Below are 22,296 nucleotides of genomic sequence, written 5' to 3'. Positions count from 1 at the left end.
CCATGGTCCTCGCCCATCACGCCAGTACGCGCCGCTCAATGGCCCGCAGAACCGAGAAAAATCCCACGAGAGAGCCATCGGCCGAACCGGCGGAAAAACCGACAGCCACACCCATAGCCTTCGTTCAACTGCCCGATATCATCGGCGCACCTACCGAAACACAGCACCGCATTTCAGTCACGACCGATGCCGCTCTGAACCTGACCCGCACCCTGGATCGCTTCAAGATCGCCAAACCGGAAAGCCTTACGGCAGCCATCAGTACCCCCGGCATCCATCAACACCTCTATCAGCTCGAAAACCGCTTTTACGCCCCCATCGGCGAGCGCTGGTTCGAAGTGGCCGTTGAAGAAACCGGTGAAATATCGATCATCGACTCAAGGCCTGAGTCCCCGGCCAATGGTCCTGCACTGATCAGCAATCAGCGCGGTCAGTGGTTTGTCGACACGCGCCTGCGCTTGCGTGGCGGCGGCTTGTCGACCCGGCGCAAAGCGTTGAAACAGCAAAACCGCCAACGCATTGCCGAACTCAAACGGCAACTGGCCGAATTCGATAACGAACGCGAGCGCGCACGGGATGAATTGATCGGCACCTACAACCAATTGAAAGCGGCCAGCGAAGGTGCACGCGCCGGGATAAAACAGCAGTTTCTGGACAAGCTCGACCGGCGAACCGGCGACTATGCCGCCCCCATCGAACAGTTGAAATCACTGAACCTGCTGGACTCGGTCCCCAATTACCGCACCGCCATGGTCGAGATGCTCGGCACCCAATTGTTCTTCAACCAGACCTGGCTCGATCAGCAGAACGCGGTGTTCGCCCAGACCCTGCGTGAAACCCTGGCATTGCTTGAGGCGGAAGAAACGGCGGGAGGGACTGGCGATCGTGCGACATACCAGAAAATGATCGACCTGACCGAGGGTGTGATCGACAAAATCCAGTTTGCCCGATCGCGGTTCGAGGAACTAAGCCGACTGGGCAGAAGCGCCGCCGAGGTCGCCAACACCTATAAAGCCAAACTGCCGGTCTACAGCCTCAACGATCTCAAGGCGCTACAGGTTTCGCTGGCGCGCGAGGCCTGCCTGAAGGAAGGTGACAGCGTTGCGCTGAACGAAGCCCGAAGCGAATTCGCCCGGTTACTCGACTCCGCCAACCTGGTGATCCAGACCTCACAGGAGCTGATGCTCGAGGGCAGTGTCTGGAATGACGGTGAACGTACTGAAGCACTCAACGGCATGCTTGAACAGTTTGTCGCCATCGACCAGTCATTCGAAGACTTCGCTGTCAGCCACAAGGACGCCGTGGTGGAGCAACCGCTCAAGCATTTGCGCGCGCGGGTCAGCGAATTCCAACTGCACGCTGAAAGTTACCTCGGGCAGCTACTGCGCGAGCAACAGCCGCCGCAACCTCAGCCCGGTCCCTCAAGGCCGGCACCGACGCCCGGCAAACGCGTGATCAAGACACGCTTCAAGGGCACGGTCGTGGGTGAAGTCCGTCGCTCAGCGCCGGGGGAACCGGTGTTGCTGGATGTGCGTGCTCCCGTGACCGGCAAGGTCATCGCCACCTTTCATGAAAAGACTCCCGGCGTCTGGGTTGAGCGAGTGCCCGCAAAACGTCCCCGGCCAACTGCGCAGCCTCCCGCACTCGATGCGCAGATCACCCAGGGTCAGGCGCTGCTCGATGGCGTGGAAACCTTCATCAGGCAAACCGAAACCAGCTCTAAAAAACCGGGGCGTAGCCCGGTTGAAATCGAGGAGCTGTTTCAACACAAAGCCGATCTGCTCGACCAGGCGGCCCGAACGCTGGAGCGGTCCCTGACCGAATCGAACACCATCGAAAGCCCGGACGTTGCCGCGACAACCCTGACCCGGGAACTCAACGAAGCACGCGACCGGTTGTACACCGAGGGATACCGGTTACGGGTCGAGATGATCAAGCAGCAACCGCCCACGGCAGCGCGCGTCGAATGGCTTGTCGGCAAAGGTGAAGTCGACATTGTGCGCAACGGTGAACAACGTCGCCTCAAGGGTCCGCGCAAGGATTTCCTGCAGGAATACGAAATCCGCGAGCGCAAGTCCAGGCAGGTGCTGTGGTACGCGCACTTTCACTACCCCGTCAAGAACGCCGCCCTCGACACCTTTACCGCTGCCCACCTGAAGCTGCGTGATCAACGGCTGCTGGCGGGCGCCCTCGACCTGCGCTCGGCTGCCACCAACCCGCAACTGATTGCCATCTATCGCAGCGAAATCAGCCCGCAACTGGCGCGTACGCTGTTCTTCTCGCAGCACTGAAACGTCAAAAAGGACAATGACGATGACCCCACATCCCGAGAATACCGAGTCCCCGGCCCTGCTGACCAAGAGCCTGGTGATCCACCAGACGAGCCAAGGGCCGACCGTCGATGAAGTCGCCGCCAAAATGCTGCGCAAGGCCCTGAAAACGCTGCTTCCCGACCTGGATTTCGATCCCGACCATACGCTGATCGGCACACCGCAATGGCAAACGCTCGAGGGCGCGCTCGTGGCGCTGCCGACACGGTTCGAGTCGTTGACCCAGGCACTCGTGCGACAGTTTTTTACCTCCACCAGCGCCAATTACCTGGAAGGCGAACACTTCCTGACGTCGAACTCGCAGGCCACGTCCGTGGTGCATCTGGACGTCAGCATCGAAGCCATCGCCGAGATGCTCAACGACTACGCGCCCCTGCTGTTCATTGCGTTTGGCGAGCGCCAGTTGGCCTACTGGAACAGCCCCGGAAAACACGCACCGCACTGGCAGGAACTGTCCGATGCGTTGCGCAAAGCCCTCGACGTGCAGCACGTCACTGGCTGGGATGATGCCCAGTGTCGTGTGGCCAGGGCCGTCTCGCTTGAGCCTGACAAAACGCAACGGCAATCGAGTGATCCGGCACTGTCGGCCATCCAGGTCTGCCTGATCGACATCGACACCGTCGATGCCAACGGAAGCGCCCGGCACCTGTTACTGGGCGGCGCCGCCGTGCTCACAGGGCGCTACGAACAACGTGACCTGGTGATGATGTACACCGTGGAAGACGGGTACGAATCGTTCGACTCCCTGAAGCAACTGGGTGACTCATTACCGGCGCGCATCGAGACGCGTCTGGCCGGCCGCAACATGAAGTGGCAGCTGTTCGAGCCCGAGGGAAATTTTTTCGACCACATGGCCTGGGCCCTGATCACCAGCCAGCTCGATACCATCACCGCAATCACCCCCGAAACGGATGATCTTGCCGAGTCTGCTTCCCCCACCGACAACGCCAACTCTCGGGAGAAAAACACCCTCATTGGCCTCGACGATTCCATTCCCGACTGGCTGTTCGGAGCTTCGGCCGCCGACCTGGATGCCTACAGCCAATCCGTGAATGCGCTGGGCAAACTGTACAAGCAGGCCGACAAAAACCTGTTCCGGATTCAGCCCATCAACACGTTCGCCCAGCAACGCATGCGTGAAGCGATCGTTGCCGACACGCCCTCTGCGGCGACGCTACCCCTGGATAAACTTGAAATCACGATCACCCACAGTTTCGAATCCGGTGGGTTGACGCTGCCCAATCCGCATGATGTCCACACTGAAACCTTGGGCGAATACGCCTTGCAAAACACGGCACCGTATCAGGCCGGCGTTCGATTCAACCCACCACAGCCTGTACCTGATTGGCTGACTGTGGCCTATCTGACGCAAATGGCGAGCAACGTCGATATCGGCGCGAACTACCCCAAACTGATCAAGGACAAGTTGATCGAGGACGCCGTACAGGCCGGCTTGCAGCAGCACTTCTACATCAGTCAACTGCGTGCCTTGCTGCCGCTGATTGCACTGGAATGCAAGATCCGTCGCATCGGCGGCATCGATCAACGGGGTTACGGCTATATTCGCCAATGGCTCAACCCAACGCCAGGTTACCCGCAACCGATCGCCATCCGTCCGCTCGCCTTCCTCCATGCCGGGGACACCAGCGCAGACATTGTGGCGAACATGTTCATCATCGCTCCGCGCCAGCCGGAAGGTGGGCCGTGCCTGCTGTATCGCCCGTTGTTTGAACAGCCGTTGTTGCAATTCCCATCGGCGCAAAACCTGCTGTACGCCCTGCATCAACCGGGTGAATTAAGAGACTCGGTTCTGGCCTGGCTGCCCGACTCGGTCACCAGCTTCAAATACGCCCAGTACACCTTCCCGGTCGGCTTTCCCAGCCCATGGCTGGAAGCTCAATTACTTTCCGAGCCCTGGACCTCCGTGAACTGGGCTGGCCCGGTCGAGCTCTCGGCCAATGAGCTGACCGGCGATGTTTTCCCCGTCCTGTTCAAGACCCACGCCCAGGCCATGGCCGAACTCGCTGACCGACAGTCACTGTCCAATGCGCAACGCCGATGGGCCTTGCTGCGAGACAGCGGCTGGGCACTGTTCAACGTCGCCGCGAATTTTCTCAGCGGTCCGGCAGGGGCTGCGGTGTGGGTCTGGCAAAGCATCAGCGACATCGAGCAGGCGCTGGATGCGCACCAGCATGGCGACAAGCTCACTGAGTGGACTACGGTCGCAGACATGCTGCTGAGCCTGGGCATCCTTCTCGCTCACCATGCCGCCGTGCGCCGCAAGACCGGCGCGCGATCGATGCCACGACGAATCGACAGCGGGATGCTCAAGCCCGAGACGCCAACGACCAGGCCGGCACGGCCCACCGCAACTCTCATTCCCACCCGTTTGACCGGTGAACTGCCCTCCAGCCATTACTCCTCATTGGAGGCCAGCGGCTCGGTGCCCCGTCGATCGTCCACGGCTTTGGCCACGTATCTTGACACTTTGACCGTATCAGCACCTGATCTCACGGCCCCGTCTCTGGAAACACGCCTGCGTGATAGCGCGTCCTTGTATCGCCTGGATGACAAGACCTACGCAAAAGTCGGTGAACGCTGGTTTTGCGTGGTGGAAAACGACGATCAACAGGTACAAATCGTCTATCCGCACGAGCCCTCGAAAACCGGCCCGCTATTGATTCACAACCGACAAGGCCAGTGGTTTGTGGATACCCGGTTGCGCCTGCGCGGTGGTGCCGGAGGTAGCAGCTTGCAAAGCCAACTCAAGGCCCGGCGCAGGGAAAAGGCGCAGCAGAAGCAAGCGCTGAGCGTTGCGCTGGAGAACTTCAAACGTCAGGAAGCCGCCGGCAATGCCGCACTGAATAAGGCCCAGGCCGAAATGATGGGCACAACCGGGCCAGCCCATGAGCAGGCGACCGAGCGCTACCTCAGCCAGCTGGAAACGTTGATCGGCGATTACAGCCAAGCCCTGGAAAATCTGCAGCAAAGACGCCTCATGGGCGCAAGCGAAGGCTATCTCAATGATCTACTGAGCATGACCACCCACCTGCAAAAGAACCTCAGCCTGTGGTTCGTCCTCAAGCGCAACGCCTACGCAATACTGACGGACAGGCTTGCGCAGAACACGCTCATTGATTCAAACACGTTATTGCAGGCCCACGTCGAGGACGTCCGGCAGGCGCTGGCGCTGAGCCAGGACATGATCGCCCGCCTGCAAGTGTCCGCCAGTTCCCTGGAGTCGCTCGACGCCATTGGCAGTGCCGGCCTGGTCGCCGCACAACGCTTGCGCCAACTGATGCCGACCTTCAACCAGTGGGATTTGAAATCCAACGAAATCGGCATGTCCCATGAGTTGTGCATGCGCAACGACGCCGGCCTGGACAATGAAGCAGCCCGCACAGCGGTAGGAGAGCTGATTATCGAGGCAGCGACGGCCACGCACCGGCACGCGGTCTTGAACCGGAGCCCGCAAGGCGCTGACGGTGCAGCGCTTCGCATCGACGATCTGAGCAGGCTGATCGATGTCTACGCCGATGCCGATCAGCGCCTTGAAGACCTTCCCGGTGAATATCCAGGCCAAGTGGAGCCCGGCGAACTTGAGCGAGTACGTGGCTTGATCGGCGAGTTTCGTCAACTTGCCCGGGAGCAACTGAGCGCGCTGTTGCCCGAGGGCGGCAATAGCCTTACGCCGGTCTTGCCCGAACCTGCCATTGCAGGGCCCTCGCGGCCAACCGTCAAGATCACCAAGAGTCGACCACGTGACCCGATGCCGGCCAAGGCCCCGCCACCCGAGGAACCCAGCCTCAAGGAAATGCTACCGGCCCGCCCCAAACCCGTGGCGCCGCCGGCTCTGGGCGATATCGACATCATCGCCGAAGGCCTGGACCTCAACACGAATGTTCAGGACTTCATCAAGCGAACGCAAAAAGATGCCCTCAAACCCAACCGCATACCGGCAGACATGCAGGACTTGTTCGATTTGCAGGCCCAACGGCTGGAACAGGCTGCCATCAATGTCACACAAGCCATGGCGCGTCTGCGCGCCGCAGGGCAAACACCCCCGCCGGTGGCTACCCTGGCCGCAGAACTTAACAGCGCCGCTGTGCAGTTACGCGCCAAAGGCCTCGCTACCCGTGCCAGCCTGCTCAAAGAGCGCCAACCCCGACAGGCCTATCTGCAATGGCTGCTGGACAACCATCAGGTGCGGATCGAAAGAAACGACCAGGGACGGATCAGGACCAGGAAGCGCCGGGACTATTTTCAGGAATACCGGATTCTCGACATCACGAACAACGATCAGCCGTTGTGGCTGGCGCACTTTCACTACGATTCAGTGAATGCCCCGCTGGAGCAGTTCACCGCTGCACACCTTAAAATCGCCGAGCCTTACTTGCAGACATTCAGCGCCGAGCGCCGTCAGACACTCACCAGCCTGGCACCGATCGACTACGTGTTGAGGCGCATCAGCGACCCGACGCTGTTCTTCAAGCTCGAAGCTCAACCCTGAGACAGCCTGGCGGGCGGACTGAAAAGCCGCCCGCATCAGCGAACCTTCCACACGCTGCGCAATCGCTCCAGCGCTGACTCGATCGCTTTTTCGGGCACGGCGGCGAAGCCCAGTACCAGCCCCGCTCGCTGATCCATCGGCGTCCTGGAGTCGGGCAACCAATAGCTGCTCAAGCCGTTGATCTCGACATCGACACTTTGCGCCAACTCGATCAATTCACGTTCACGCGCCACGCTATCGACAGGCACGGTCATGTGCAGCCCGGCGGCGACGGTGGGTAATGGTCCGACCCCGGGAATCTCCGCCGGCCAGCCATTGAGCAATGTATTACGGCGACTCAACGCCGCACGGCGCATGCGGCGGATATGCCGCTGGAAATGCCCGGCCGCCATGAACTCCGCCATCACCGCCTGGGTACTGACCTCAGAATGGCGTACGTCCACGGCACGACGTTGAGCAAAAGCCTGCACCAACCCCGTCGGCAACACCAAGTAACCCAGGCGCAACGCCGGAAACGCCACTTTGCCGAACGTGCCGACGTAGAGCACCCGGCCTTGCCGATCCAGTGCCGCCAAAGGCGCCAGCGGCGCACCGCTGTAGCGGTACTCGCCGTCGTAGTCATCCTCGACGATCCAGCCCTGGGTGCGTTCGGCCCAGGCCAGCAGCTCCAGACGGCGAGCCAGGCTCATCACCACCCCGGTCGGGTACTGATGGGACGGGGTGACGTAGGTCAAACGGCAATCGCGCAGCTGCGCCAGTTCAGCGCAGTCGATGCCCTCGCCATCCACCGCCACCCCATGCAACTTCGCACCTGCCACGGCGAACGCATGACCGGCCGCCCGATACCCGGGATTTTCAATCGCCACCCCGTCACCGGGCTCCACCAGCAGCTGTGCACAAAGGCTGATCCCCTGCTGCGCGCCACTGGTGATCACAATTTGTTCAGCCGTGCACTGCATGCCACGGGAACTGCGCAAATACGCAGCAATCATCCCGCGCAAGCGCGCATCGCCAGCCGGGTCGCCGTAGCACAGCTGCTGCAAATCCGGTTTGCGCCAGAAAGCCGCATTCAGCTTGGCCCAGACCTCGAATGGAAACAGATCGAACGCCGGAACACCGACTCGAAATGCCCGTGGCGGACCGCTCGGCGGACTGGGTAACTGGTTGTTTTTCACCCGGGCCAACGGATCGTTGTGGATAACTTTGCTGGATGGATCCACAGGTAAATCGAGCCAATTTGTGGATAAGGCTGTTGATAACCCTGTTGAAAAGCCTGTGGATACTTTTGTGGATAGTTTTTTTGCCGGCAACGCCGCCTGAGGCAGTTGCGCGACATAAGTGCCGTCCCCGACTCGCCCCTCAATGAAACCTTCGGCGTACAACTGATCGTAGGCACGCACCACGCTGTTGCGGGAAATAGCCAGCGCTGCGGCCAGGTCACGACTGGCCGGCAGACGCGTTCCACTGGCCAATCGTCCGTCGAGGACGCGCAGGCGCAAGGCCTGATAGAGCTGGCGACTCAACCCCTGGCGACGGTCGAGTTCGATACCGGCCGGGTTGAAAGACAGGGAAAGCGGCGCATCCGTCATGACAATGGACCCATGAAATTGGTCATTAATGGCTCTTACAACAGACCAATAGCCTGCCTAGGATGAAGACATTCGCCAAGGAAAATATCTCCATGTATACGCCGCGCGCTTTTGCCATCGACGAGTTGTCCCAACTGCATGAACTGATCCTCGCCACCCGTCTCGCCATATTGGTGACCCACGGCGAAAGCGGCCTGCAAGCCAGTCATGTACCGGTGCTGCTGCATTGCGAACAAGGCTTGAACGGCACGTTGTACGGGCATCTGGCCAAAGCCAATCCACAGTGGAAAGACCTGCGCGACGGTGCCGAAGCTCTGCTGATTTTTGCCGGTGCCGACGCCTACGTCAGCCCCGGCTTCTACCCGAGCAAGGCCGAACACGGCAAAGTCGTGCCAACCTGGAACTACGTCGCCGTACACGCCTATGGCCGAGCCGAAACCTTTAGCGATGGCGGGCGACTGCTCGACATCGTCAGCACCCTCACCGACCGTCATGAAGCTGGCCGCGCCCAACCATGGTCAGTGGCCGATGCCCCCGCCGATTACATCGACGGCATGCTCAAGGCCATTGTCGGTTTCGCCATTCCCATCGATCGTCTGGAAGGCAAGCGCAAGCTCAGCCAGAACCGCAGCCCCGCCGACATTGCCGGCGTACGCGAAGGCCTGGCCGCCAGCCCCGACGTCAACGACCAGACCCTCGCCCAATTGATGCGCTAAGGAAATCACCATGAGTCAAATCGACATTCGCCAAGTCACCGCCGGTGATCACACGGCCTGGTTGCCGCTTTGGCAGGCCTACCTGCGCTTCTACAAAACCGAACTGCCGGAGGCCGTCACCCAAAGCACCTGGCTGCGCATGCTCGACCCGAACGAACCGACCCACGCCGCTCTCGCCTGGGCTGACAACAAAGCCGTGGGCATGGTGCACTTCATCTACCATCGTTCGAACTGGGCCATCGAAAACGCCTGCTACCTGCAAGACTTGCTGGTGGTCCCGGAAACCCGAGGCACCGGTGTCGGCCGGCAACTGATCGAGTTCGTCTACGCCACGGCCAAGGCCGACGGCTGCAACAAGGTGCACTGGCTGACCCACGAAACCAACGCCACCGCGATCCAGCTCTACGAGCGCATTGCAGAACGCCCCGGTTTCATCCAGTTTCGCAAAACCATTTAAGGTTCAAGGAGAACAACATGTCGACTTCACTCGCCAACTGGAAAGGCGTCCCGGCCCCCACGACGCAACTGATCGAAGGACGCTTCATCCGCCTGGAAAAACTCGACCCGGCGCGCCACGGCGACGACCTGTTCAAAGCCCTGCAAGGCCCGGGCGCCGACCCGAAGCTTTGGGACTATCTGCCATACGGCCCCTTCCCGGAGCGCAGCGCCTTCAATGACTGGCTGAACAACCACGCGGCCAATAGCGACCCGTACTTCTTCAGCGTGATCGATCGCGCCAGCGGCGAGGTCCAGGGCATCCTCAGCCTGATGTCCATCGTCCCGGCCCAGGGCCGCATCGAAATCGGCCACGTCACTTTCGGTGCGCCAATGCAGCGCTCACCGAAAAGCACCGAGGCGGTTTACCTGCTGGCCAAGGAGTCCTTCGCCCTCGGCTACCGTCGCCTGGAATGGAAATGCAACAACGCCAACGCGCGCTCCAAATATGCGGCTGAGCGGCTGGGCTTCAGTTTTGAAGGGGTGTTTCGCCAGCATATGGTGGTCAAGGGGCAGAACCGCGATACGGCGTGGTACTCGATCCTGGACTCGGAATGGCCGGCGATTGGGGCTGGGTTCGAGCATTGGTTGAGTGATGAGAACCAGACGGGGTCGGGGCAGTTGAAAAGCCTCGTTGAGTGCCGCGGCTAAAAGCATCAAAAGCAAAAGATCGCCCGAGCGCGGACCGAGCCTTCGGCAGCTCCTACAGGGTCGGTGTATATCCTGTAGGAGCTGCCGAAGGCTGCGATCCTTTGATCTTCATAAGCCTCCAGCCCAACGCATTCAAGGTGCGCTGACGCCCACAAGCTCTTGCTTTGCCATGGATAAAAAAAGGGGAGCACATGCCCCCCCGAGGTTTAAAGCGTTGTATCGAGGCTGTTAAATCAGCCTTCGATCTCGATCAGGATCTCGCCCGGATTCACCCGGTCGCCCTTGGCCACGTGAATGGCGGTGACTTTACCGGCGATGGCTGCCTGGACTTCGGTTTCCATCTTCATCGCTTCGGTGATCAGCACGGCCTGGCCCGCCTTGACGGTGTCGCCCTCCTTGACCAGTACATCGACGATGTTGCCCGGCATGGTGGTGCTGACATGGCCCGGTGCAGTGGCTTGCTTGCGCTTGCTGCTGCCGCCACCGACGAACTCGTTGAGCGGCTCGAACACCACTTCTTCCGGCATGCCGTCGATGGACAGGTAGAAGTGACGCTTGCCTTCAGCCTTGACGCCAACACCGGTGATGTCGACGCGGTAGGTTTCGCCGTGAACGTCGATGACGAACTCGGTCGGCACGCCTTCACCGCCCGCCGAGGCCACTTTGCCGGCTTCCGGAATCGGCAACAGCACTTCAGGTGTCAGGGTTCCAGCCGCGCGCTCTTCGAGGAACTTGCGACCGATGTCCGGGAACATGGCGAAGGTCAGCACGTCTTCTTCAGACTTGGCCAGAGCACCGATATCGGCGCGTAGCTTGGCCATTTCCGGCTTGAGCAGATCGGCTGGACGCACGTCGATCACTTCTTCGCTGCCAATGGCCTGGCGACGCAGTTGTTCGTTGACGGTGCCCGGCGCCTTGCCGTAGCCGCCTTGCAGGTACAGCTTCACTTCGTTGGTGATGGTCTTGTAGCGCTCGCCGGCCAGCACGTTGAAGAACGCCTGGGTGCCGACGATCTGCGAGGTCGGGGTCACCAGCGGCGGGAAGCCGAGGTCTTCGCGAACGCGCGGGATTTCGGCCAGCACTTCGCTCATGCGATTCAGCGCGCCCTGCTCTTTCAACTGGTTGGCCAGGTTGGAAATCATCCCGCCCGGTACCTGGTTGACTTGCACACGGGTGTCGACGGCGGTGAATTCGCTTTCGAACTGGTGGTACTTCTTGCGCACGGCGTAGAAGTACAGCCCGATCTCTTGCAGCAGTTCCAGGTTCAGCCCGGTGTCGAATTCGCTGCCTTTAAGGGCGGCGACCATCGACTCGGTGCCCGGGTGGCTGGTGCCCCAGGCGAAGCTGGAGATCGCGGTGTCGATGTGGTCAGCGCCGTTTTCGATGGCCTTCATCTGGCACATCGCGGCCAGGCCAGCGGTGTCGTGCGAGTGAATGAACACGGGCAGCGATTGCTCGGCTTTCAGTGCCTTGACCAGTTCGCCGGTGGCGTATGGGGTCAGCAAACCGGCCATGTCCTTGATCGCCACCGAGTCGCAACCCATGGCTTCCATTTGCTTGGCCTGGTTCACGAAGGCCTCGATGGTGTGCACCGGGCTGGTGGTGTAGGCGATGGTACCCTGGGCGTGTTTGCCGGCGGCTTTCACCGCTTCGATGGCCACGCGCAGGTTACGCACGTCGTTCATGGCGTCGAAGATGCGGAACACGTCGATGCCGTTGACCGCAGCCTTGGCGACGAACGCTTTGACCACGTCGTCGCTGTAGTGGCGGTAGCCCAGCAGGTTCTGGCCGCGCAACAGCATTTGCAGGCGGGTGTTAGGCAGCGCCGCGCGCAGTTGGCGCAGACGCTCCCACGGGTCTTCTTTCAGGAAACGCACGCAGGCGTCGAACGTCGCGCCCCCCCAGCACTCCAGCGACCAGTAGCCGACTTTGTCGAGCTTGTCGCAGATCGGCAGCATGTCTTCGGTGCGCATGCGGGTGGCGAGCAGCGATTGGTGGGCGTCGCGCAGGATCGTGTCGGTAACGTGGATTTGTTTGCTCATTGTTCTATTCCTCACAGGCCTGCGTGGGCGGCGATGGCGGCGGCGATGGCCAGGGCCAGCTCTTCGGGTTTGCGCTTGATCGAGTAGTTGGTCAGTTCAGGGTGGCTTTCAACGAAGCTGGTATTGAACTGGCCGCTACGGAATTCCGGGTTACGCAGGATTTCCTGGTAATACGCGGCGGTAGTCTTGACCCCTTGCAGACGCATGTCGTCCAGGGCGCGCAAGCCACGGTCCATCGCCTCTTCCCAGGTCAGCGCCCACACCACCAGTTTCAGGCACATGGAGTCGTAGAACGGTGGAATGGTGTAGCCGGTATAGATCGCCGTGTCGGTACGCACGCCAGGACCACCGGGGGCGTAGTAGCGAGTGATCTTGCCGAAGCTCGGCAGGAAGTTGTTCTTCGGGTCTTCGGCGTTGATCCGGAATTGCAGGGCGAAACCACGGTGCCGGATATCTTCCTGTTTCACCGAAAGCGGCAGGCCGGAAGCAATGCGGATCTGCTCGCGGACAATGTCGATACCGGTGATTTCTTCGGTGATGGTGTGTTCCACCTGCACCCGGGTGTTCATCTCCATGAAGTACACCTCGCCCTCGGCGAGCAGGAACTCCACGGTGCCGGCGTTCTCGTAGCCCACGGCCTTGGCTGCACGCACCGACAGGTCGCCGATGTAGGCGCGCTGTTCCGGGGTCAGTTGCGGGCTCGGGGCGATCTCGATCAGCTTCTGGTTGCGACGCTGGATCGAGCAGTCACGCTCGAACAGGTGCACCACGTTGCCGAAGCTGTCGCCAAGGATCTGCGCTTCAATGTGCTTGGGATTGACGATGCATTTTTCCAGGAACACTTCCGCCGAACCAAAAGCCTTGGTGGCTTCGGAAATGACCCGCGGGAAAGCCTGTTCGAGTTCTTCACGGCTGTTGCAGCGACGAATACCGCGACCACCGCCACCGGATGTGGCCTTGAGCATCACCGGGTAGCCAATGCGATCGCCTTCGGTCAGGGCTTCTTCGATGCCCGACACGTTGCCTTCGGTGCCCGGGGTAACCGGTACGCCAGCCTTGATCATGCTGCGGCGGGCTTCGGTCTTGTCGCCCATCCGGCGAATGACTTCAGCCGATGGACCAATGAATTTGATCCCGCGCTCAGCGCAGATTTCCGCCAGTTCGGCGTTTTCCGAAAGGAAGCCATAACCGGGGTGCAGTGCATCGCAACCGGTTTCCACAGCCAGGTTCACCAGCTTGCGCGGGTTCAGGTAACCGGCCAGCGGTTCGGCACCAATGCTGTGGGCTTCGTCCGCACGCTTGACGTGCAAAGCATGACGGTCGGCGTCGGAGTAGATCGCGACCGAGCGAATGCCCATTTCGGCGCAGGCACGTACAATTCGTACGGCAATCTCACCACGGTTGGCGATCAGGATCTTTGTTATCACTTGGAGTTTCCCTTGAGGCCGGTGGTACCCACGACCTGCTAGACCCAGGTCGACGCGTGACCAAATGTTTCAATTTGGTCGCAGGTCCACACTAGCGCCCACAAGGGATTAATAAAAATGAATAAAAATTGGGTCGTGCATAAGTAAAGACTTATAGTTGATTCACCAGCCAGCGACGAGAGTGACCGGATAATGCGTAAGTCATTGATGCGTATGACTTTGCGGCAATTGCAGATCTTCAATGAGGTCTGTGATTTGCGCTCTTACAGCCGCGCGGCCGACGAAATGTCGCTCACACAACCTGCCGTCAGCCTGCAGATTCGTCAGCTCGAAGAGCTGATTGGCCAGCCTTTGTTCGATTACGTCGGCAAAAAGCTCTACATGACCGAAGCCGCTGAAGCGTTACAGCGAGCCAGCCGGGACATTTTCGGACGCCTGGAAAACCTCGACATGCAGCTGTCAGACATGCAGGGCTCGTTGCAGGGGCAACTGAAACTGGCGGTGGAATCCAGCGCCAAATATTTCGTGCCGCATCTGTTTGCCGCATTCAAACGCCAGCACCCGGAGGTGAACCTGCAACTGACGGTGGTCAATCGCGGCCAGGTGATTCGGCGTCTGTCGGACAACCGCGACGACCTGGTGATCATGTCCATGGTGCCTCAGGACATGGGCCTGGAGTTCCTGCCGTTCCTGAACAACCCGATCGTTGCCGTGGCGCCACCGGATCACCCGCTGTGCCATATGGGGCCGCTGCGCCTGCAGGATCTCGAGCCTTACACACTGCTGCTGCGAGAGCCAGGCTCCGGGACGCGGCTGGCGTGCGAAGAATACTTCAAAGAGAAGCGCGTGCACTTCAACCAGACCCAGGAGGTCTCGTCTGCCGAAGCTCAGCGTGAATGCGTACTGGCAGGCCTGGGCGTTGCGCTGTTGACGCGCCACGCCCTGAACCTTGAGCTGGCAACCGGTGGGTTGATCGAGCTACCCATCGAAGAGCTGCCACTGTTTCGCAGCTGGTGCCTGGTGCAGGCCAAGGCGAAACGCCTGTCACCGGTGGCTCACGCCTTCCTGGCGTTTATCCGCAGCGAACGGATCCAGATCAGCGCGCTGGTTGAGCGTTTCGACGGGAAGTCGAGGGAGATGTCTGCCAGAAGTTGAGTTCCAACTCCGGAAAGTCGCCAATTTCGGCCAGAAGCTGACGGCGTTCGCAGCGATCTTCGATGGCGCGACGGAATTCCATACGGCGCTGGTCTTCTTGTTGACGACGGGTTTTGACAGCGCTGTTGCGTTCTTCGTAAGGCATGGCCATTTCGAGTCTCCCAAGGCGAGTACGGGAGTTTCAAGATAGGCGCGAGGGATGACGGTTTGGCGGCTTGATGGTTACAGACCGATGAATGTTGTTTGGTCCTGTGGCGAGGGAGCTTGCTCCCGTTCGGCTGCGCAGCAGTCGCACAATTCTGGGGCCGCTTCGCGACCCAGCGGGAGCAAGCTCCCTCGCCACAGGGGGTCGCGCCGGCCTTGAAGTCAGTCGTCCAGCGCTTTCACCGACTTGGGCGACAACCGCAAACTGCGCAAACTGCGTTTAACGCTCTTGAGGTGATTGACCAGACTCGGGCCACGGGCCATGGCCACGCCCATCGCCAACACGTCGATCACCACAAGGTGAGCAATGCGCGAAGTCAGCGGCGTATAGATTTCAGTGTCTTCGTGCACATCGATCGCCAGGTTGACCGTCGACAACTCGGCCAATGGCGTCTGGCTTGGGCACAACGTGATCAACGAAGCGCCGCTTTCGCGCACCAGGTTGGCGGTGATCAGCAGGTCCTTGGAACGACCCGACTGGGAAATGCAGATGGCCACGTCAGTCGGCTTCAATGTCACGGCCGACATCGCCTGCATGTGCGGGTCGGAGTACGCCGCTGCGGTGAGCAGCAAGCGGAAGAATTTGTGCTGCGCATCCGCCGCGACCGCACCCGAGGCGCCAAAACCATAGAACTCGACGCGCTGGGCCTGGGACATCAGCGTCACAGCCCTCTGCAACTCGAGCGGATCGAGTTTCTCGCGAACCTCCATCAGGGTATGCAGGGTGGTGTCGAAGATTTTCAGGCTGTAGTCGGCGACCGAATCGTCTTCGTGGATCGCAAACTGGCCAAAACTCGCACCGGCCGCCAGGCTCTGGGCCAGCTTCAGCTTCAGGTCCTGAAAGCCGGAACAACCGATGGCACGGCAAAATCGCACGATGGTCGGTTCACTGATGCCCACGCTGTGGGCCAGGTCGGCCATGGAGCTGTGCATCACGGCCGCAGGATCAAGCAGCACATGGTCGGCGACCTTGAGCTCCGACTTGCGTAACAGGTGGCGAGACTGGGCGATGTGTTGCAGCAGATTCAAAGGGCTGGACTCTTTGTTATTGGCAGGTGCCGGGGATGTAGCACGCTTGTAGTTATACTACATGAATCGGCTTTTTGCCTCCTCAATGCGTAACCACATCCCTCGGCATTCAGGCACGCGTGCTCCATGTAGCGCTCATTGCGAGCTTTCCCGTTGCTCATCAATGCCCGCCTATTGGCGTTGCGGCAAAAATGAGCCTTTCTTGCAAACATCAGCACTGGTTATTTCACCAACAACGTATAGCCCACATCAACTTACAAACAAGTTAAGTATCGCCATCCACCAATCAAACAGAGAGGGATATATTAAACAGGCAGGACGCAATTATCTTAATTACAGGAGTTACACACAATGACCATTACAACTAAAAATTGGACCGCCCAAATTGACCGCATGCCCGGCGCGGTTTCCTTCCGTGCCTTTGGCACAGTAACCGTTCGAAACTCTGGCATTACGCCGAGGCTGGTATTGAGCGAAATCCAGGACAAATCTTTTGATTTGCGACTCGACCTGGAACTTGAAACAACCCACGAAATTGCATTGCAAGTCCTGACAGACAAGTTAGTCGAATATAAAAAAATGGGGCCTTCCAGCGTCACCAGTGTCAGTATCTTTTTCGAAGGAAAGTTACTGCACCATATTGATAAAGTACTGATCACCGATTAAAGAACTACCTGCTGCAAACTTCCCGTCAGGCCGCCATGGCCTGACGGGAAGCCATTTCGGTCAATCCACACCATTCTCTCGCAGCAGAACGGCCAGGACCTGCGCCTCGACCGGCCGACTGATCAGATAACCTTGCACCTCATCGCAGCGCTCAGCCTTGAGAAACTCAAGCTGCTCCTGGTGTTCCACCCCTTCCGCGACAACCTTCAACGACAGGCCATGGGACATGGCAATGATCGCCCGTGTGATCGCGGCATCTTCGGTGCCCTCGCCCAGTCCGCGGATGAACGCCTGGTCGATCTTCACGTAGTCCACCGGAATGCGTTTGAGATAACTCAAAGACGAATACCCGGTGCCAAAATCATCGATCGCCAGTTTCACCCCGAGATCACGCAACTGCTGGAAGGTTGCGATAATGTGTTCGACGCTGTCCAGCAACTGGCTTTCGGTGAGCTCCAGCTCCAGGAAATGTGGCTCCAGCCCGGTTTCTTCCAGCACCTGGCGCACCAGGCTGACCAACTTGCCCTGGCGCAATTGATGCACCGACAGATTGACCGACACCCGAATCGCATCGAGCCCCTGCCGCTGCCACTCACAGGCTTGCCAGCAGGCCTGACGTAGCACGAACTCACCGATCGGGCCGATCAATCCGGTTTCTTCAGCCAGGCCGATGAAATCCCCCGGCGGCACACGGCCCATGGTCGGATGATCCCAACGCACCAGCGCCTCGGCAGCATTCAGCTTGCCCGTGGCGAGGCACAGCTTGGGTTGGTAGAACACCTTCAACTGCTTCTCTTCGATGGCTTTGCGCAACTGGTTTTCCAGCTGCAAACGCTCCAGCGTGCTGGCTTGCAGGCTGTCGGTATAGAACTGGAAGTTGTTGCCGCCCAAATGCTTTGCGTGCTGCATGGCCATGTTCGATTGACTGACCAACGCGGAAATTTCCCGGGCGCTGTCCGGCAACAGACTGATGCCCATCGACGCACTGACCACCAGCTCATGGCCGTCAATGGTCACCGGCAAACGCAACTTGCTCGCCAGACGAGTCGCCACCCGCGCCAGGCTCGAAAGGTTGCCGTAGGCATTGAACAGCACGGCAAACTCATCGCCGGACAGACGCGCGATGGTGTCTGCTTCAGGCAATGCATTCACCAGTCGCCGGGCTATTTTCTGCAACAACTGGTCGGCGACTTCATGCCCCAGGCTGTCGTTGAGTTGCTTGAAGCGGTCGAGATTGATGTGTAACAAGGCCAGGCTGCGATAACCGCCCTGTCGTACCCGTTGATGAGCCTCGCTGAGGCGTTCGCGGAACATCGCGCGGTTGGCCAGCCCCGTGAGTTCGTCGTAATGGGTCAGATAGCGCATTCGCTCTTCGGATTCCCGGCGGGCAGAAAGATCCGCGAAGAAGCCCACGATGTGGCTGACATTTCCCCGGCTGTCGCGCACGGCATTCAAATGGAGCCATTGCGGATACATCTCCCCGTTCTTGCGGGTTTCCACCAATTCGCCCTGCCAGCTACCTTGCTGCTCCAGCGCCTGATGTATCGCAACGTAATGCCGACGCGCATCGCGACTGCAGGGCAACTCAACGACATTGCGTCCGATCATGTCTTCGATGGCATAGCCGGTCACCCGACTGAAGGCTTGATTGATTGCGATCAGGGCATAATTCGGGTCGAAAATCACAATCCCTTCACTGGCCGCCTCGAATACGGTCGCCGCCAGTTGCCGCTGCTCTTCCAGGTTTTTGCTGATGCTGATGTCACGCCGGGTGCCGACCATGCGCAAAACCCGTCCGTTCTCGGCACGCTCGACCGCCCGCCCACGGTCCTCGATCCAGACCCAGTGGCCATCGCCATGGCGCACGCGATACTCGATTTGATAGTCCTCGGTGCGGCCCTTCAGATGCTCGACCAGCGCCCTTTTCAGCGCTGGAAGGTCCTCGGGGTGAAGACGCGGCTTGAGGTGACGCAGAATTGCCGTGACCTGGTCCGGCTCCAGGCCGAACAACTCCTGAATCTGCGTGTGATGGACCTCGTCGGTTTGCAGATTCCAGTCCCACAACCCCAACTCACTGGCCTTCAATGCCAGCGCCAGGCGTGCTTCGCTCTTGCTCAGCGCCTGGTTGGCGGCGTCCAGCTCCAGGCTGCGCTGAGCGACGCGGTTTTCCAGGTCGACCTGGATTTCTCGCAATTCGTTCTCGGCGCGTCGACGCTGTTCGATCTCCTTGGCCAGCTTTTGATTGAGCTGGTCACTGCAGCTTTGCGCCTGCTGTAGATGCTCGATCAATGCCTGGTTCTGAAAGCGTCGCATCAAGCCCCGGTCGATCAATCGATTGACCTGCCAGGCCACCACGCTCAATGCACCGAGCAGGATCAGCCCGAACCAGCCCCAGCCCTGCTGCTGCTCATCACCACCCCAAAACATATAGGCGATGGCCGGCAGCAGGCAGGGCAAGGTGAAAGACAGAAAGGCCGGCAAACTGACGGCATACGCCACGCTGGCCGAGAGCGCGGCGGCGCCGATGAGGCCGAAGACCCAGGCTTGCTGAATGAAGTTATCGGCGGGAATCAGGGCAATGCCGGCACCGGCCAGGGTCAGACCGGTGAGGCCGGAACCCAGCAAAAACATCCGTCGCCAAATGGGCTGGGCTTGACGATTGGGAATGGCCGAATCGAAGGCTGCGACCTGAATCACCCGCAATGCCACCAAAGACAACAACCACACCAGCCAGACACTGACCAGGAAATAGCGCTGCGGACTCCAGAGCAAACCGGCACAGACCAGGCCATTGATCAGCATGAACAACGTGGGCAGCAGCGATCCCTGATACAACAGGCGCGTGCGTTCGACCGCCATTTCCATGGCGTATTGCTTTCTGATAACCCGGGGCTCCACAGTGGGGCCCGACAGGTCGAAGCTGAGGGTCATAGGCGATGTTCTTGTTCTTATAATGATGAGCATGGGCCCGAAACTGCTCGGAGCATACACAAGCAATTGCCCGGACCAAACTGCTGCTGATCAATAAATCGCCAAATTTTTCAGCTGCCGCCTCACCCTGAAAACGCTCAAGGCACGCCCCGCCAACGCCTGCGGCCGATGACTGACCGGTCGTCCCTCGCATAACTTTCATCGGTTAATGCGAAGCGGGGTTTGCCCGGTGTGACGCGGCCCCCTAGAATGCCCCGATGCGCGATGATCTCTCCCTTCTGCTGAACTCCCTCAACGATGCCCAACGCCAGGCCGTAGCGGCCCCCGTGGGTCGTCAGTTGGTCCTGGCCGGTGCTGGTTCCGGTAAAACCCGAGTGCTGGTGCACCGTATCGCCTGGCTGATCCAGGTTGAAAACGCCTCGCCCCACTCCATCCTGTCGGTGACCTTCACCAACAAGGCTGCTGCCGAGATGCGCCAGCGCATCGAGCAACTGATGGGTATCAACCCGGCCGGCATGTGGGTTGGCACTTTCCACGGCCTGGCGCACCGCTTGCTGCGGGCGCACTGGCAGGAAGCAGGCTTGAGCCAGACTTTCCAGATCCTCGACAGCGATGACCAGCAACGGCTGGTCAAGCGGGTGATCCGCGAACTCGGCCTGGACGAGCAACGCTGGCCGGCCCGTCAGGCCCAATGGTTCATCAATGGGCAGAAAGACGAAGGTCTGCGCCCGCAACACATTCAAGCCAGTGGCGATCTGTTCCTGGCGACCATGCGCGGCATCTATGAGGCCTACGAGGCCGCGTGCCGGCGCGCCGGTGTCATCGACTTCTCCGAACTGTTGCTGCGCGCCCTCGATCTGTGGCGCGACCACCCAGGCCTGCTCGCTCACTATCAAAAGCGCTTCCGGCACATCCTGGTGGACGAGTTCCAGGACACCAACGCCGTGCAGTACGCCTGGTTGCGCCTGCTGGCCAAGGGTGGCGACAGCCTGATGGTGGTGGGCGATGACGACCAGTCGATCTACGGCTGGCGTGGCGCGAAAATCGAGAACATCTACCAGTATTCCGAAGACTTCCCGGACGCCGAAACCATTCGCCTGGAGCAGAACTACCGCTCCACCGCCGGCATCCTGAAAGCAGCCAACGCCTTGATCGCCAACAACACCGGGCGCCTGGGCAAAGAGCTGTGGACCGACGGTGGCGACGGCGAGGCAATCAATCTGTATGCCGCCTTCAACGAACACGACGAAGCACGTTACGTTGTCGAAACCATCGAAAGCGCGCTGAAAACCGGCCTGTCTCGCAGCGATATCGCGATTCTGTACCGCTCCAACGCCCAATCGCGGGTTTTGGAAGAAGCGCTGCTGCGTGAACGCATTCCGTACCGCATCTATGGCGGCCAGCGCTTCTTCGAGCGCGCGGAAATCAAGAACGCCATGGCTTACCTGCGATTGCTCGAAGGTCGGGGCAACGACGCCGCGCTGGAACGGGTGATCAACGTCCCGGCCCGCGGCATCGGCGAGAAAACCGTCGAAGCGATCCGCGACCATGCGCGCCACAGCGATGTGTCGATGTGGGAAGCGATGCGCCAACTGGTGGCCAACAAAGGCCTGACCGGTCGTGCGGCCGGCGCCCTTGGCGCGTTTATCGAGTTAATCGAGAACCTCGCCGCCAAGTGCATGGAAATGCCGCTGCACCTGATGACCCAGACCGTCATCGAGCAATCGGGTCTGATCGCCTATCACGAAGCGGAAAAAGGCGAGAAAGGCCAGGCCCGGGTAGAAAACCTTGAGGAACTGGTCAGCGCCGCACGCAACTTCGAAAACAGCGAAGAAGACGAAGACCTGACGCCATTGGCCGCGTTCCTCGGTCACGCGTCGCTGGAGGCCGGCGATACCCAGGCCGACGAGCACGAAGACAGCATTCAACTGATGACCTTGCACAGCGCCAAGGGCCTGGAGTTCCCTTACGTGTTCCTGGTGGGCATGGAAGAAGGCCTGTTTCCGCACAAGATGAGCCTGGAAGAACCCGGCCGCCTTGAGGAAGAGCGTCGACTGGCCTACGTCGGCATTACTCGAGCGATGCAGAATCTGGTGATGACCTACGCTGAAACCCGACGCCTTTATGGCAGCGAGACCTACAACAAGGTGTCACGTTTCGTACGCGAAGTGCCGAAAGGCCTCATTCAGGAAGTGCGGTTGTCCAACAGCGTCAGCCGGCCGTTTGGTGGCAACCAGTCGATGAGTGGCAGCAACCTGTTCAGCGGCAGCGAAATTCCGGAAACCGGCTTCAGTCTGGGTCAGACCGTCCGCCATTCGATCTTCGGTGACGGCGTGATCCTCAACTTCGAGGGCGCCGGTGCTCAGGCCCGGGTGCAGGTGAACTTCAGCGAAGGCAGCAAGTGGCTGATGTTGGGTTACGCCAAGCTGGAAGCGATTTAAAAGACCGCCAGAGGTCTAATGTGGGAGCGGGCTTGCTCGCGAAGAACGATCACGCGGTGTCTCTGATGAACCGCGGTGCTGCCTTCGCGAGCAAGCCCGCTCCCACAGGG

14 protein-coding genes are annotated in these 22,296 nt (G+C 59.9%); 8 read left to right on the top strand and 6 right to left on the bottom strand.

The genetic code is table 11. The features are described from left to right. The first annotated feature begins 38 nt into the window (after positions 1–38). Entirely contained in the window at positions 39–2,291 is a 2,253-nt protein-coding gene (locus tag KW846_RS29895) for a hypothetical protein (RefSeq protein ID WP_256356558.1), read from the top strand. Between the two features lie 22 nt (positions 2,292–2,313). Beyond that, positions 2,314–6,840 carry a hypothetical protein gene (locus tag KW846_RS00880; RefSeq protein WP_218481013.1) on the top strand — a complete coding sequence of 1,509 codons (4,527 nt, stop codon included), beginning with the start codon at positions 2,314–2,316 and terminating at the stop codon, positions 6,838–6,840. A 35-nt stretch (positions 6,841–6,875) separates the two neighbouring features. Here KW846_RS00880 and KW846_RS00875 read toward each other — a convergent pair whose 3' ends face one another. After that, entirely contained in the window at positions 6,876–8,429 is a 1,554-nt protein-coding gene (locus KW846_RS00875) for a PLP-dependent aminotransferase family protein (protein WP_218481011.1), read from the bottom strand. A 92-nt stretch (positions 8,430–8,521) separates the two neighbouring features. Here KW846_RS00875 and KW846_RS00870 point away from each other — a divergent pair, with 92 nt between their 5' ends. The 3 genes from KW846_RS00870 to KW846_RS00860 are packed head-to-tail and all read left to right on the top strand — an operon-like array spanning position 8,522 to position 10,291. Continuing rightward, a complete protein-coding gene (locus KW846_RS00870) occupies positions 8,522–9,145 on the top strand; it encodes an FMN-binding negative transcriptional regulator (protein WP_007971713.1) in 624 nt (207 codons plus the stop codon). A gap of 10 nt (positions 9,146–9,155) precedes the next feature. Then, a complete protein-coding gene (locus KW846_RS00865; protein WP_218481008.1) occupies positions 9,156–9,602 on the top strand; it encodes a GNAT family N-acetyltransferase in 447 nt (148 codons plus the stop codon). Between the two features lie 17 nt (positions 9,603–9,619). After that, a complete protein-coding gene (locus KW846_RS00860) occupies positions 9,620–10,291 on the top strand; it encodes a GNAT family N-acetyltransferase (protein WP_007971711.1) in 672 nt (223 codons plus the stop codon). Positions 10,292–10,524: 233 nt separating this feature from the next. On the opposite strand, the gene oadA is transcribed toward KW846_RS00860, so the two are convergent. Together oadA and KW846_RS00850 are read right to left on the bottom strand one after the other, a co-directional pair. Continuing rightward, positions 10,525–12,333, bottom strand: a complete 1,809-nt coding sequence (gene oadA, locus KW846_RS00855) for a sodium-extruding oxaloacetate decarboxylase subunit alpha (RefSeq protein WP_015097410.1) — start codon at positions 12,331–12,333, stop codon at positions 10,525–10,527. An 11-nt stretch (positions 12,334–12,344) separates the two neighbouring features. Further along, a complete protein-coding gene (locus tag KW846_RS00850) occupies positions 12,345–13,760 on the bottom strand; it encodes an acetyl-CoA carboxylase biotin carboxylase subunit (RefSeq protein ID WP_218481006.1) in 1,416 nt (471 codons plus the stop codon). A 192-nt stretch (positions 13,761–13,952) separates the two neighbouring features. On the opposite strand from KW846_RS00850, the gene KW846_RS00845 reads away from it, so the two are divergent. Next, positions 13,953–14,915 (top strand): LysR family transcriptional regulator, encoded by a 963-nt coding sequence (locus KW846_RS00845; RefSeq protein WP_116579796.1) that lies wholly within the window; start codon positions 13,953–13,955, stop codon positions 14,913–14,915. On the opposite strand, the gene KW846_RS00840 is transcribed toward KW846_RS00845, so the two are convergent. Then, positions 14,857–15,066 carry a PA3496 family putative envelope integrity protein gene (locus tag KW846_RS00840; protein WP_116579797.1) on the bottom strand — a complete coding sequence of 70 codons (210 nt, stop codon included), beginning with the start codon at positions 15,064–15,066 and terminating at the stop codon, positions 14,857–14,859. The genes KW846_RS00845 and KW846_RS00840 overlap by 59 nt on opposite strands. Positions 15,067–15,281: 215 nt before the next feature. Then, entirely contained in the window at positions 15,282–16,148 is an 867-nt protein-coding gene (gene hexR / locus KW846_RS00835) for a transcriptional regulator HexR (protein ID WP_007954250.1), read from the bottom strand. 351 nt (positions 16,149–16,499) lie between these two features. On the opposite strand from hexR, the gene KW846_RS00830 reads away from it, so the two are divergent. After that, positions 16,500–16,814 carry a hypothetical protein gene (locus KW846_RS00830; protein ID WP_218481004.1) on the top strand — a complete coding sequence of 105 codons (315 nt, stop codon included), beginning with the start codon at positions 16,500–16,502 and terminating at the stop codon, positions 16,812–16,814. 60 nt (positions 16,815–16,874) lie between these two features. On the opposite strand, the gene KW846_RS00825 is transcribed toward KW846_RS00830, so the two are convergent. Continuing rightward, on the bottom strand, positions 16,875–19,745 hold the full coding sequence (locus KW846_RS00825) for a bifunctional diguanylate cyclase/phosphodiesterase (RefSeq protein ID WP_218481002.1): 2,871 nt from the start codon (positions 19,743–19,745) through the stop codon (positions 16,875–16,877). A gap of 257 nt (positions 19,746–20,002) precedes the next feature. Between KW846_RS00825 and uvrD the strand changes: the two genes are divergently transcribed. Continuing rightward, complete coding sequence (gene uvrD, locus KW846_RS00820) at positions 20,003–22,186, top strand: DNA helicase II (RefSeq protein ID WP_218480985.1); 2,184 nt, start codon at positions 20,003–20,005, stop codon at positions 22,184–22,186. Positions 22,187–22,296: the final 110 nt, after the last annotated feature.

Origin of the sequence: Pseudomonas sp. PDM32, assembly GCF_019219225.1 — a bacterium.
Lineage (GTDB): Bacteria > Pseudomonadota > Gammaproteobacteria > Pseudomonadales > Pseudomonadaceae > Aquipseudomonas > Aquipseudomonas laurylsulfatiphila.
Note: the sequence above shows the minus strand (reverse complement) of the source record. Positions and strands in the feature narration are given on the sequence as shown.